General features: G+C 48.5%; 11 protein-coding genes. 2 read left to right on the plus strand and 9 right to left on the minus strand.

Annotated features, from left to right (window positions below; translation table 11 throughout):
* Nucleotides 1-134: 134 nt before the first annotated feature.
* The 5 genes from Q4488_RS12840 to trmH all read right to left on the minus strand — a co-directional run bounded on the left by Q4488_RS12840 (nucleotide 135) and on the right by trmH (nucleotide 8,065).
* Nucleotides 135-2,285: a TRAP transporter fused permease subunit gene (locus Q4488_RS12840; protein WP_303580878.1), complete on the minus strand. Its 2,151-nt coding sequence runs from the start codon at nucleotides 2,283-2,285 to the stop codon at nucleotides 135-137.
* 89 nt (nucleotides 2,286-2,374) lie between these two features.
* On the minus strand, nucleotides 2,375-3,403 hold the full coding sequence (locus tag Q4488_RS12845; protein ID WP_303580879.1) for a TAXI family TRAP transporter solute-binding subunit: 1,029 nt from the start codon (nucleotides 3,401-3,403) through the stop codon (nucleotides 2,375-2,377).
* A 350-nt stretch (nucleotides 3,404-3,753) separates the two neighbouring features.
* The gene (locus Q4488_RS12850) at nucleotides 3,754-5,130 is read right to left on the minus strand and encodes a sigma-54 dependent transcriptional regulator (protein WP_303580880.1); all 1,377 of its coding nucleotides are present in this window, start codon (nucleotides 5,128-5,130) and stop codon (nucleotides 3,754-3,756) included.
* Nucleotides 5,131-5,132: 2 nt separating this feature from the next.
* Nucleotides 5,133-7,205, minus strand: a complete 2,073-nt coding sequence (locus Q4488_RS12855; RefSeq protein WP_303580881.1) for an ATP-binding protein — start codon at nucleotides 7,203-7,205, stop codon at nucleotides 5,133-5,135.
* Nucleotides 7,206-7,363: 158 nt separating this feature from the next.
* Nucleotides 7,364-8,065 carry a tRNA (guanosine(18)-2'-O)-methyltransferase TrmH gene (gene trmH, locus Q4488_RS12860; protein ID WP_303580882.1) on the minus strand — a complete coding sequence of 234 codons (702 nt, stop codon included), beginning with the start codon at nucleotides 8,063-8,065 and terminating at the stop codon, nucleotides 7,364-7,366.
* A gap of 126 nt (nucleotides 8,066-8,191) precedes the next feature.
* Between trmH and Q4488_RS12865 the strand changes: the two genes are divergently transcribed.
* Complete coding sequence (locus tag Q4488_RS12865; protein ID WP_303580883.1) at nucleotides 8,192-9,058, plus strand: prephenate dehydratase; 867 nt, start codon at nucleotides 8,192-8,194, stop codon at nucleotides 9,056-9,058.
* A 158-nt stretch (nucleotides 9,059-9,216) separates the two neighbouring features.
* Here Q4488_RS12865 and Q4488_RS12870 read toward each other — a convergent pair whose 3' ends face one another.
* Entirely contained in the window at nucleotides 9,217-10,095 is an 879-nt protein-coding gene (locus tag Q4488_RS12870; RefSeq protein WP_303580884.1) for a DMT family transporter, read from the minus strand.
* A 231-nt stretch (nucleotides 10,096-10,326) separates the two neighbouring features.
* A complete protein-coding gene (locus Q4488_RS12875) occupies nucleotides 10,327-10,536 on the minus strand; it encodes a DUF3565 domain-containing protein (RefSeq protein WP_303580885.1) in 210 nt (69 codons plus the stop codon).
* 222 nt (nucleotides 10,537-10,758) lie between these two features.
* Between Q4488_RS12875 and Q4488_RS12880 the strand changes: the two genes are divergently transcribed.
* Nucleotides 10,759-12,594: an SLC13 family permease gene (locus Q4488_RS12880; RefSeq protein WP_303580886.1), complete on the plus strand. Its 1,836-nt coding sequence runs from the start codon at nucleotides 10,759-10,761 to the stop codon at nucleotides 12,592-12,594.
* Between the two features lie 43 nt (nucleotides 12,595-12,637).
* Here the strand turns inward: Q4488_RS12880 and Q4488_RS12885 are convergent, their stop codons facing one another.
* Together Q4488_RS12885 and Q4488_RS12890 are read right to left on the minus strand one after the other, a co-directional pair.
* A complete protein-coding gene (locus tag Q4488_RS12885; protein ID WP_303580887.1) occupies nucleotides 12,638-13,234 on the minus strand; it encodes an SLATT domain-containing protein in 597 nt (198 codons plus the stop codon).
* A 389-nt stretch (nucleotides 13,235-13,623) separates the two neighbouring features.
* Entirely contained in the window at nucleotides 13,624-13,974 is a 351-nt protein-coding gene (locus tag Q4488_RS12890) for a putative quinol monooxygenase (RefSeq protein ID WP_303580888.1), read from the minus strand.
* Between the last annotated feature and the right edge of the window lie 479 nt (nucleotides 13,975-14,453).

Raw genomic sequence — 14,453 nt, forward strand, 5'->3', positions numbered from 1 at the left:
TCAGGTACACGGAGTCAGCATTCTTAGGCGTAATTTAACAAATTGTTGCCTGCGGAATAAGAGATCGAGCTCATTATTTCCTTTAAAAACGCAAAAACCGGCCGTTTGGCCGGTTTGTCATCACCGCTTAAGAGTTAACCGGCCGTTATCGTCACGCCGTCTTCCTCTTTTTGGTTGTAACGGCTGTAGATAAACAGTGCCAAAAATACCAGCAAGCCTAAGCTACTAATCAACCACTCGCCATGAGGCCACAGCATTAACATCCCGGCAGCCCCTGATACTAATCGTAGTAGCGGGTTAAGTGGGCTCTCGAGATAGCCTTCCATGAAACCAACTAGGGCGTATATGCCAAACACTGAGAAGAAGAAAATAGTCAATACTTCGGCCGTTGTGCCGCCAATAAAGTTAGTATAGGCGAACAGTAACGGCACGATATACAACCCTTTGGCTATTTTCCAGGCGGTAAAGCCCGTTGCCATCGGCGGTGTTTTGGCAATCGCGGCAGCCGCAAAAGCCGTCAAACAAACCGGCGGAGTGACATTTGAATCCTGAGATAGCCAGAAAATGATCATATGTGCCGCCAGTAAAATCATCGCCAGACGCGTCGGATCAATCGCTTGTTCCATCAACTGTCCTTTGAAATCACCCGGCACCAATGCCAGCAACTGCTGAGCATCGATCTTACTCATGGGTTCGGCCAACAACGCCGCTTTATCGGCATCGACTAACAGGAAAATAGTGCGTGCCATTTCAGGCAAGGTGCCATCAACCATCATCCCAATCAATTGCATTTCTGCGATTAAGTTATACAGCGCAGGAGCCGATAGCGTTGCCAGCACGATATAGGCAGCGGTTACCGGTAAGCCCATACCCAACACCAGCGACGCGAGCGCCACCAGCAAGATAGTGATTAACAAGCTACCACCTGCCCATTCAGCAACCATCAGCGAGAAGGTATTACCAATACCCGTCATCGCCACCACATTGACCACTAACCCAACCGCAATCAATAGCATCGAGGTCGTTGCCATATTCTTTGAGCCCTGCGCCAGCGCATCAAAAATATCTTTAAGCCCCATCGGGTGCTTCGACAACCATGACGCCACCACCACCGAGATAATAGAGATACCGGCGGCATAGGTCGGCGTAAAACCGTAAATCAATAGACACACTAATACCACGAGTGGCAGCAGATAATGCCAACCATCACGGAAGACTTCGCCAATGGGGCGGGAATCTAACTCAACCGCCTGTGCGCGACTGCGCATCGCTTCGACCCGAACAAAGAAGCCCACCGATAGGAAGTACAACAGTGCCGGCAGTGCCGCAACAGAGATGACTTGAACATAAGGGATCTGCGTATATGAAGCCATAATAAAGGCTCCGGCTCCCATTACAGGCGGCATCAACTGCCCACCGGTAGAAGCGGCCGCTTCAACACCCGCGGCAAACCGCGCAGGAAAGCCTGCTTTCTGCATGAGAGGAATCGTGATAACACCGGTGGACACTGTATTAGCCACCGACGAGCCGGACACAGAGCCCATCAAGCCCGAACCCAATACGGCAACGAAGCCTGGACCACCGACCATCCGTCCTGCGGCACAGCGAGATAGTTCAATAATAAAATCGCCGGCACCGGACTTTACCAAAAAAGCACCGAACAGAATGAACATGAAAACAAAGGTCCAGGAAATACGGGCAATCTGACCGAACATCCCTTCCGAAGAAAAATAGCTACGATAAAGTAAGGTTTCCAGACTCAGGCCAGGAAAGCCAAAAATACCATCAACATATTGTCCCCACCAAAATACATACGTCAATGCGAACAGAATCAAGCAGGGAATAAACCAACCCGTTGTTCGCCGCGCCATTTCAAGCGCAATAAAGATCGCACACAGCGAGAACACCCAATCGAGGTTATCAAACTTAACACCCCGCGCATACAGCGCGTCTTCAAACCCGATCAAGTAAAGCGCACAGGCAACGGCGGCGCAACCGAGCAAAACATCCAAGAGCAACGCGACTCGTCGGCCTGCCATAGTATTGCTGCGGATTGCCGGTACCATCAAAGCACACAGCATGGCAAAGCCACCAAAGTGGATAGCAGACACCCACAGCTCGGAGATCGTACTCAGGGTATTAAAATAGATATGGGCCAGTGCAAATATAACACCGATCCAATAGATAAAACGGCCTGTCAGTGAATGTTCCGGACGTTGAACCAACTCCAGACTCTTGAGTTTGGCAGCCGTTTCCTGATCAGTTTGGGTATCAATTGAACTCATAACGGTATTCCGTTGACGGTGAACATAGAACGTAAGCCGGGGTCTCTCTCGGACCCCGACAGGTTCGCTGAATCATTCAGCGACACTGATTACTCAGCGATAAGATGAGCAGGAATAGTCAAACCCGCTTCTTTATAGTAACGAACCGCACCCGGGTGCAGCGGCAGAGGTAAACCGGCGATAGATTTTTCCAGAGACATCGCTTTAGTCGCCTTATGAATGCCATTCAGGAACGACAGGTTTTCATAAATCGCTTTGGTCAGCAGGTAAACATCATTTTCTGACAGATCGTCACGCACGGCCAAGAAGTTAGGCTGCGCCATGGTGTTGATATCCTTAACTTGACCAGGATAAGTATTTGCAGGAATCACAAACCGCGTCCACAACTGATAATCGCCGTTAGCTTTTTTAATCTGCTCATCGGTGAAGTCTAGAACGGTCAAATCACTACCCAAAGAAGCATAAGCACGGGTAATTGCAGACGTCGGTACACCTGATGGAATATTCATACCAACGATCGTGCCGTTCTGCAGCGCATCAGCACTTGGGCCATAACCCATATACGCCATATCTAAACTATCAGCATTAACACCCAGCCCACCTAAAATTTGCAGACCAGAGCCTTCCGTGCCTGAGTTTTTCTTACCGATAGAGAATTTTTTGCCGTCCAGCCCAGCCAAGTCGTCCACGGTACCGGTTTTAGCTAGATCCGTTTTAACCGCAAACTGCTCAACGTTTTGCCACAACATAGACACTGAACGCAGGTTTTTCTTCGGCCCTGTTTGTGCAAAAGCGCCTTCACCGTTCCACGCCCAAGCACCATACAACCCTTGTAGGATGGCAAATTGCGCTTCATTTTCACTCAGCAGCTTAATATTTTCACCCGAACCCGCCGAGTTAATCGCCGACAGCGATACTTTATGTTGAGGTTCCAGCTTAACTTTCGTCAGTGTCGCCAGCGCCACACCCACGGGATAGTAAGTTCCACCAGTCGAAGCGGTTGCCAGAATGTAAGAACGATTCTCTTCGGCCTGTACTATCGAAGTACCGCCCAGCGCCGCACTTAATGTCACCGCAAGGCCAATACCTTTAATTAGAGTTCGTTTGCTGCTTTGCATGTTGGATTCCTTCATTCGGGTTTTAAGATTATTTATTGTTAGCGTCACACACTATTAAGCAACATTGATGCCAAATCATAAAATCAAGCATAACCTGTTGATATAAAGTCACTTATTACCAAAAAGCCAATTAATTTAGCTCGCTAATAAGCAAAAAACTGCCTATAAGTATCTCAACACATAAGCAAGATTTTGCCGACTAGACGCTTGATAACGCAGGAGAATGACAAAAACAGCGGCTTAACGCCTATGGCATAGTGTAGTTAAGCACAGTTTTTGCTGATTGGAGGATCAATAAGCAATTTTTTGCTCATTAATGAAAAGCCCAAGGTATCACACCTATTCCACCTTTAGGCTTTGTTATCATCGATAAAATGAAGGCGATCGATCTGATATTTAACCATTTTTTGATTCAATGTCCGACGAGGAAGATCAAGCATCTCCATCACCGCTTTAATATTACCGTTATGTTGGCGTAACGCTTCACAGATCACTTTATATTCAAAGTTGGCCACTTGTGCCGCCAGCGGCAAGGCGCTTTCTCCCCGCTCACGACTCATCGGTTCGATCGATGCTTCAGGATAAATCAAATCTGCCACTGGCAGTACATCATCCAAGGCATAACGTATGGCAATATTTTTTAGTTCTCGAACATTACCCGGCCAAGGATACTGTTGTAGGTTAGTCAAATCTTGTCGCGTGATGGCGCGTAACTCTCGACCATGCTGCGCCGCGGCCTGTCGCGCATAATATTCAAAGAGTAACGGGATATCTTCAGCACGCTCACGTAACGGCGAAAGGTAGAGACAAGACACATTAAGCCGATAATAAAGGTCTTGACGAAAGTTTTCCTCCACCGAAAGGTCGGCCTTCGAGGCGGCAATAATACGTAGATCCACTGGCACCTGTTTATTCGAGCCTAAGGGCTCAATCACCCCCTCTTGAATACTGCGCAAGATTTTCACCTGCAAATTAGTGGGCATACTCTCGATCTCATCGAGTAGCAAAGTGCCACCATCCGCGTGTTGAAATTTACCGGTGCGTTTTTTGGCCGCACCGGTAAAAGCGCCCGCTTCATGACCAAACAGTTCTGTCTCGATCAAATTTTCGGGAATAGCGCCACAATTAATCGGTACAAAGTTGCGTTCACTGCGCAAACTAAACTCGTGCAGACACTGTGCCACAAGCTCTTTACCGCTGCCGGTTTCACCATAGATAATGACATTAGTGTTGAGCGCCGCATATTTAAGAATATCCCGTCGCAACTTTTGTATCGAGGGGGATATACCAATAATCTTGCCATCGATACCACTGCGAGAAGCCAAGTCTTGCTGCAAACGTAGGTTTTCTAGCACCAATAAGCGCTTTTCACAGGCGCGATTAATGGTTTCCACCAAGCGCTCAGGTACAAAAGGCTTCTCGATAAAATCATAAGCGCCATCGCGCATCGCCCCTATCGCCATATCGACATCCCCATGACCTGTAATCAAAATCACCGGTAACTCTGGAATAATAGCGCGCGCTTGCTGCATAAAGGCTAAGCCATCTATTTCTGGCATTTTGACATCGCTGACAACAACCCCAGGGAAGTGCTCATCGAGATGCGTTAAGGCTTCGCTGGCACAATCACAGGCGAGCACCTCAAATCCGGCCATCTGCAACCATTGAGATGTTGATTGTCGAATAAGTGGATCATCATCCACCAGCAACACTTGCCCTCTATTCATTATCACTCCTCAGCTCCACTCATTAATGGCAGGGTTACTGTAAAACAGGTATGTCCCGGTTGACTACTGACCCGAATATCACCCTGTAGATCGCGTATTATGGAACGTATAATGGATAATCCCAGCCCTAAGCCTTCGCCTATCGGTTTGGTGGTAAAAAAGGGCTCAAACAATTGCGCTTGATCCTGCTCACTGATACCGACACCATTATCCGCTACCTCAATACTAACCGACTGCGCATGTTGACTCAGGCTAATGGTCAATTGCGCGCCGCTAACACCGACCAACGCATCACAGGCATTACCAATAAGATTGACAAAGATCTGCTCCAAACGCGCACTATCACCGCGCACGTGCACCGCTAAATCAGAGCCAGAATACACTAACGCTATATTTTCCTGTTCCATCCGCCCACGATATAAATTGATCACTTGATCTAAGGCCAACACCGGATCAACCGGTGATAGGTGTTGCGGCTTCTGATAAGCAAAGGTTTTCAACTGCCGCGTCAGCACCGTCATTCGACTGATCAGATCATTGATCAGTTGCAGGTTAGTATCCAACTGTTGTGTCTGTTGTCTTTCAATCAGTTTACGACAGATTGAGATATAAGTTCTCAATGCCGTCAATGGTTGATTCAACTCATGGACCACGGCGGAAGACATCCGCCCGAGTGCCGCCATTTTTTCCGCCTGAACCAGCTCATCCTGCGCCTCTCTCAGCGCTTGAGTACGTTGCTGCACTTGATGTTCAAGCTGATCATTCGCCTTGCGTAAGGCGCGCTCAAGACGTTTTCGCGTGGTGACATCAATAACCGTTACGAGATAGTGCTCTGTCGATTCTCGCTTCATCTGCTTGATGGAAAATAACATCGGAAAGCTACTGCCATCCGAACGCTTACCCACGGTTTCCATCGCCGTCACCTGTGCAAATCCGCGTGTGCCTAAACGACTCAACACCCGCTGCATCACCCCTTCAAAGACGTCAGGTTCAATCAGTTCACCGATATAGATGCCCTGAATACGCGGCATCGATACGCCGAACTGCTGCATCGCCATCGGATTAATAAATAGCACCAACCCCTGACTATCGAGGGTAATCATCCCGACATGGGCATTATTGATAATATCGCGCTGTCGAGCTTCACTGCGCGCCAACGCCTGTTGCGTTTCACGGCGAGAGATATGTTTAAGCTGCCGCTCACGTAAGAGAAAAACCAGTAACGAGACGACAATACAGAAAGCGATGGTAAACAGGCTGGCATTACGCTGAACCCTAAGCACTTCACGTAGATCATTAAATACCGTCACCTGCCAGCCAAGATCGTCCAACGTTACCGTCTGCATCACCCCTCGACGACCCGTCGAGAGTTCAGCGATGGTAATGTCAGAGCCATCATAAAGCTGCGATGTTGCTTGCTTCACAATCACCTCGCTGAGCTGTTTAGCGAGCTGAAAGGGTTTGCTCGCCATCAGCAGATGATCATTCTGACTAAAAAGATATTCGCTGTTCTGCTCCAGCCCCGCCTGCAAACGTTCGAGATCCAATCGGACAGTCGCAACTCCGAGCAAGGCTCGTTCGACATAAACCGGCGCAGAAAGGTACACCGCCCCCCCTGTTTGAGGGGAGGGCAACATGACATGTAATCCTTGTAATCCCTCGAGTGCTTGCTGAAAATACGCCTGTTGCCGGTGACTGACAGAATAGAAATCCTGTTGCGCCCGCCAGTGACTAAACGCCTGCGGATGCCCCTCTCTATCCAACACAAACAGCGCCGTAGTATCGGCCACCAGATTGGTCTGTTCCAGATAGCGACTCACCCGAGCCGCTTTTTCAGCCGATGGTGCTTGCAGCAGCTCAACCACTTCTCGACTCTGCGAAACGAGAAAAGGCAGATACTGATATTCCGCCAATTCAGAACGCGTTTGACTAATAATACTCAATAGCTGACTCTCGCCGCTCTCTTTAAGATCCGTCAACGCCCAATTACGGACAAACTGAGTCACCAGCATGGTGCCAATCAAAGACAGTAACAACATCAACAAGGCAAGCGGTAAAAAACGCGGAAACTGCACTCACTCTCTCCGACTTAAAGCATCGATAAGCCTATAAAAAGGGTCTATCAGGGGCAATATAATGATCATAAGGCTCGCTAAAACGTCAAGCAATCGATGCAGATACATAGACAATCCCTGTCACGTCTGACTGACACGTGCCCTTCTTCTAGCGTCAACTAAGACCACTGTCGCTTTATTGCATGGCCTTCTCGTACAGCTTGATACCAAGCGGGCGCATCCTGTAGCGCTAACAGGTCATCCAAGCGCGGATACTCCAACCCTTTCTTATGACAAAAGTCTGCTAGATCAGGAAAGCTCCACTCAAACAGGGTATCGGTATATTCCTGCGGGTCAAGTCGAGACTGCTCATACAGTCCCGCCTGCAAGCGCTGATTTTGAGCTTCTACCAAGATAATACCGGCTGCCGTAGATACGTTTAATGAGCCCACCATCCCCATCATCGGAATCAGGATATGCTCGTCTGCTAACGCCGCCCCTGCATCACTCACGCCATGTTTTTCAGCCCCCATCAGCAAGGCGCAAGGGACGGTAAAATCGACCTCACGGTAATCGATCGCTCGATCAGAAAAGTGCGCCGCATAAACCTTCATCCCCTGAGCTTTAACCGCGCCGACCGCCTCATCAATACTCTGATGGTTATCGCTCGCCACCCAGCGATCACTGCCGCGCGTTGTACCGGTAAACTCATAGCCCTGTTTAGGACTGACAGTATGTATGCGAGAGATACCCACCGCATCGCAAGTACGAATCAGTGCCGCAATATTCCGCGGTTTATGAACCTGATCCGTAATAAGGGTCAAATCAGGCTGTCGCCGGTTCAAAGTCTGAATAAGTTTAGCGGTACGTTCCGGGGTCATCGGGCTCTCACATTAAGCTAGTAAAAAGTTGCGGCCATATTACTGAAAAACTTCGAACGGCTCACTGCAAATCTTAAAATCTATGACATAATTAGCATCTTATTATTGTCGACAACCGGAATCCCCATGTCAGCTACACCCAACATCATCGCGTTTCAAGGCGTCGAAGGCGCTTATTCACACCTATCTTGCCGTCGAGTTTTTCCCACAATGGAAGCGTTCGCCTGTGAAACATTTGTCGAAGCGATGCTGATGGTGGTGCAAGGAAAATCGAAATTAGCGATGATTCCGCTGGAAAATTCAACCGCAGGACGAGTCGAAGAAATCTATCGCCTGATGCCAAAAAGCCAGTTACACATTATTGGCGAACACTTCGAACCGGTAAATCACTGTCTCTTAGGCGTTAAAGGCGGTTCGATTGAACAACTGAAAACCGTCTCATCCCATCCACAAGCGCTCGCGCAGTGTGATAGCCATATTAAACAACTGAATATAGAACCCATCGCGGGCTTTGATACCGCAGGTTCTGCCTTTGAACTGGCGCAAAACCCCGATCCAAGTCACGCCGCCATCGCCTCAAGCTTGGCGGCGGAGCTGTACAATCTTGATATCCTCCAAGAGAACTTTCAAGACGTTACCGGTAACACCACTCGCTTTCTGATCCTCTCGAGGGAACAAGGTATTCCCGAGCGTAAAGCCGACACCGCCTACATCACCTCGTTGATGTTTACCGTGCGCAATATTCCCGCGGCTCTCTATAAAGCCCTAGGCGGTTTTGCCACTAACGGTATCAATATGGTGAAGCTCGAAAGTTATATCCGTAACGGCTTAACCAAAGGCGCTAGCTTTCATCTGGATGTTGAAGGCCACCCCGATGACCGGATGATGCAATACGCCTTGCAGGAACTCGCCTTCTTTACCAAAGAGATGCGTAATCTCGGCACTTATGAAGCCCACGAGTTTCGTGCTCAGAATCAGTTTTTACAGGACTAGCATCTGTTTGACTACTAAGCAGTAGTATCAGTGGCGCGCCTCCCGACCACCCTGAGCGGGTAATCGGGATCAATTGAGCCAGCCACTCATGCGCTTCGGCTCAACCACTCAATGGGCAAATCAACGGGCAAACGCGATCACGGCGATAATGACTCAGGTTAGCTAACCTGACTCGGTGAAACCTTAATACGGCGGCTGTGCAGCAACGTATAAACACCACTCAATACAATCAGCAAGCTTCCCGATAACGTGATCATGTCGGGCCTTTCACCAAAGACAAATACACCTAACAGCAAGGCAAACAGTAACCGTGTATAACGAAACGGAGAGACCACCGATACATCACCGGTGCGCATCGCAATCGTCAGCGCATTGTACGCCAGTACACCAAAGAAGATCGCACCGCCCACCTGCGCTAACCCCACCCCATTGAGCTGAAACGCATCGCCGTTATAAAGCTGCAATACGATACCGGCCGGTATCAAGACAAAAAAGCCATACACGCCTAACTGCATATTCGATAATACCAACGGCGCGGCTCGAGTCGCTAAATCGCGCCCCGCAAAGCCTAAAGTGGCGATCACCGCGAACAACGAGGCGGCCTCAAAGCCCGCTAGACCCGGTCGAATAATCATCAGTACCCCAACAAAGCCTATCAACACTGCCAGCCAGCGTTTCAAATCGATCTTTTCACCAAAAAATAGTGCAGCACCGAGCATGGCAATCAAGGGCGTGGCCTGCAAAATAGCCGACGCATTGGATAAGGCGGTCAACGTGATGGCTAACGCAAAGCTCATCCGCCCCACGATTTCACACACCGCTCGCATTAAAATCGGACGCGATAGAATGGCGGGATGAATCACCGCTTCACCCCGTTTGCGCGTCAACAGCATAAAAATCAGCATGCCGCCAAAGCCGAACAGCATCAAAATAACACTGATTGCCATCGTCTCAGCCGCGGCTTTCACTAACATATCTTCGACAGCAAAAGCGGCCATCGCCACCACCATAAAAATACTGCCTCGGGCATTTTCCATGTTCAATTGTCCTAATTAATAAAAGGGGAAATCCGCTAACAGCGTTTGCATCTAGGCTAAGGATAAAACAGCCTCATAAGATACTGACACGCTGAGTAAATGATGACGAACATACTATCGCTTATGATCAACACATAGCTGATAAGCTTTTTCAACACAGACAGTCGATAGCGTGATCGCTTAGACGCTGGCTCGAGAGCTTTCATCCATCTAGCATGATTTAATCGCTACTCAGTTTAAAGTATCTGCAGGCTCACCTAAATCACACTTTTTACATTTTAAGGTCACTCCCAGCATACTCGCACGCCCCTCAGGGGTAACAACCCAGGGCCGATTAATAAAAGGGGGTTTATGCCTAACATGCTGAAAGTGACCACATTGCAGCTCAGCAACCCAATCATTCTCTTCATCGAGATGAAAACCGATCATTGCTTGAATCATAAACACCTCATCAAGACGACAACAGCCGTCATTTCAAATAGTGGCCGCAGGGCCGTAACCGTTTGCCGAGCGATCAGATATGATTCACCACGACCACCCTCGTAGGCGAACCCTTAGGGAAGGTACGAATAATTATTCACACCCGCTTTAATTTATCCGCCCGCTTTTGTGACCTTTTGTTACACTACATAAGACGCTTTCAACAAGAGAGAAGCGAAGCCAATGATACCCGTAGACCTAGTCTTGAACTCGCATGCCATTGCGGTGTTATTGCTAACCGCTTTAGCCCTGTTTCTTTTTACTCGGGATTGGTTACCGCTAGAGACGTCCAGTTTATTCGTTTTAGCCGCACTGGCAACAGGCTTTGAGTTGTTTCCCTTCGTCGCCAATGGCGAACGTATTCATGCGGTTGATTTTTTTTCCGGCTTTGGACATGAAGCCTTAGTTGCCGTGACGGCACTGATGATTATCGGACATGCGCTAGCCCGTACTGGGGCGCTCGAACCGGTGGGTAGAACGCTGACCCGCTTATGGGAAGTTGCACCGAAGCTTTCCTTTTTACTCACATTGATCGTCGGCGCGGTCTTGAGTGCCTTCGTCAACAACGTTCCGATTGTTATTTTACTACTGCCTATTCTGACCAGTGTATCGTTACGCACAAAAACTCCCGCCTCACGTATTCTAATGCCCATGGGCTTTGCCACGTTGATAGGCGGTATGGGCACCACCATCGGTACTTCGACCAACTTACTGGTGGTCTCGGTGGCTGTCAGTATGGGGATGGCCCCCTTTTCCATGTTTGGATTTATTCTGCCGGTAGCCCTGAGTAGCCTGTTGGCCATTATGTATTTATGGCTGCTAGCCCCCAAGATATTACCCGATAGAGAATCCGAACTTGAAAATGCATCACCACGTATTTTTTCGGCGGCTTTACATATCAATCAAGCGGGTTTTTCAGACGGTAAAACACTGCAAGAGATCATTGAAAAGACAGATGATCGAGTCAACATCACATTTGTTAAACGGGCTGACAATGATACCTTGACAGTGCCCTCTCGACAGATGACTCTCAGAGCAGAGGATCAACTACTGGTCAACGACACCCCAGAAAACCTCAAGACATTTGAGCAACTGTTGGATGCCGATTTATACAGCAGTGACACAAAAATAGACGACGATCACCCATTACAGGCAGAAGGTCAGCAATTAGCTGAAATCATTATTGCTCAAGGCTCTCCGCTATTAAACACCAGCGTTGAAAAAACCCGCTTTGCCGATCAGTATCAACTGGTAATTCTCGCCTTGCATCGTTCCGGCTCACACACGCGTCAAAGCATGGCTGATATCACTCACGCGCAGTTGAAAGTGGGTGATGTCTTACTGGTACAGGGCGCCAGTGAAAAGATCGCTGAATTGAAACAGCAAGGCAATATCCTAGTACTCGATGCAACCGCCGATCTGCCTCATTCTCAAAAGGCGCCACTGGCATTAATCATCATGATCGCGGTCGTGGCTATTGCTGCGCTGGGTATAGTGCCCATTGCTGTCAGCGCCGTCTGCGGCGTCCTCTTATTGGCGCTGACTCGCTGCCTCGATTGGAAAGACATGGCACAGGCCGTTAACGCTCAAATCATCTTAATTGTTGCCGCATCATTAGGCTTGGGGGTTGCCATGTTGGAAACCGGTGCCGCCGATGCACTCGCCGTCGGTTTTGTCCACTTAACAGCAGACCTATCGGTCGCGATGCAGTTAAGTGGACTGATGTTACTGATGGCCATTATGACCAATATTGTCTCTAATAATGCCGCCGCCGTGATAGGTACGCCTATCGCCATAGGCATTGCGAATCAGCTGGGGATGCCTCTAGAACCTTTCGTGCTAGCCGTGTTGTTCGGGGCCAATATGAGTTACGCAACGCCCATGGCGTATAAGACTAATTTGTTGGTCATGACGGTTGGCGGATATACCTTTAATGATTTTTTAAAGGTCGGTATCCCATTAACAATCATCATGTGGCTATCACTGAGTTTTTTAATCCCTCTGTTTTATCCAATCTAATTAGGGAAGGTGCGAATAAGCCTCAATAGCAACGCTTGGCGGCTCATTTAGCTTGCTTCGATAGTGCGCTTTTCTGGAATTTAATCAGTTCTGCCTTGAGCGTTTCTCCCCAACGACCGGTTTCAGCCAGCGTGAGCGTGTGCAACTCAGTTGCATACGCCTGTATTAAGACAAAACCTGTTTCAATATCTGCAGGATCACTCGCCATCGCGGCGAGATAATGACACCATGAAATTCGGGCTTTAGTGATAATTTTTTCAAGCTCTAATTGGGTCGTTACAAATCGAATATGGCCCTCTGTACCGCCAAATAAAGAATTAGCCGCTAAACAACTTGCCGATATCGCGATAAACACATAGCCATATTGCGCCAACGGCTTGAACGCAGGATTAGCGGTGGCCGCCAACAACGGCAGCAATAACCCCGCCGTACCCGATACCCATGCAAACGTTCGCGCCCCCCCTGAGATCAATGCTCTGGAGGTACGGCGTCGATAGTAATAGCGAGTTTCTGCTGCGGCTAAATCATCGACGGCGCTAAACAGTTGAGACAGCGACTCAACCGCATGCTCACTATCCCACAATAACGTTTGCGTCGCTGCGCGAAATGCATGCAGTCTGGCAGGATTTTCAGCTCTCATCTTAACACCTCGTGTCAATCGCTATCCCTGCTTATTCGCTATTCTCTACTTTACTTCCTCTATTTTACTATAGTCACGTTCAGCTTTAGCGTACATGGCGATTGATTCACTATGCGATAGAGACAAGCCGGCGGTTTTATGCCGATAACCGTCGCATTCCATGATCAACCCTGATGACACTGGCCGTTTACGATGAGAATCAAACCGCAGCCTCTTGTTAGGGAAGGTGCGAATGCTGGAAGGAGAGATGAGCTGAGAAACCTAGCCGCAAAGTGATTGATATTTTCACCCTCAAACGATCAACCACTTTGACGTTTATTCGAGCCACAATCGAGCCTTGCGACCGCGTTACTGAAATATGTTATTCAAAGCCTGTAACTTAAGCCCTGTTACTCAAAAATAGGCGCATCAAAATCGATACTCTCATCGCTGTAAGCCGTCACATGAGCATCCGCAATCAGGCCGGTTTCGGCGTGTAAATGCGTGGCAAAGAAATTTTGGATCTGCTTGCGCCGACCATGAGCGGACCAAGCCTCGGCATCTTGCCATATTTCATTAAAGACAATGGCGTAATCATTGCGCGTCGCACTCGGATGATCTATTTGACGCAGCAACCTATATTGAATACATCCCTCTTCTCTTAGGGAGTCGGGTTCCAGCGCCTTTAGTGCCTCAAACAGTTCAGCTTCTTTACCGGCCTTCGGCTTGAACTGCGCTAAAACATACACACGGTTGGTCATACTATTTCCTCGATGATTACGTCAGTGGCTGTATTGTAGATAAAAACCATATAACCGTCTGGGTTTTACTTATATTGGCAAACATCCATGGTTATTCATGGTTATCAATCTAGTGCCGATGTCGCAACAATCTCCGTTGCGTGCAATGAATCAGACCGATACAACCGCTCAAGCTCAATAATGCCGCAGCCTGATGCAAAAGGGTTCGCGGCAACACGGATAAGCCGAGATAAACAGCCTAGCATTGATCAGACTAAGCGGGCTAACCATGACACGCGACGCGGTAAAAATTCGAACCGATGTCGGTATGCCTCATTTCTCGTGACTTTCAAGACTTTCAGGAACTAAAGCAAATGTTGCGCTTAAGCGGTATGCTATGTTGCTTTATAATGATTCGTTATATTTAGGGAAGGTGCGAATAAGTCCGTTATATTCTCTGCGGACATTAGAATGGCCAGATACGCGAAAGCCAGTGCAGC

Origin of the sequence: Amphritea sp. 1_MG-2023, assembly GCF_030547545.1 — a bacterium.
Taxonomy (GTDB): Bacteria; Pseudomonadota; Gammaproteobacteria; order Pseudomonadales; family Balneatricaceae; genus Amphritea.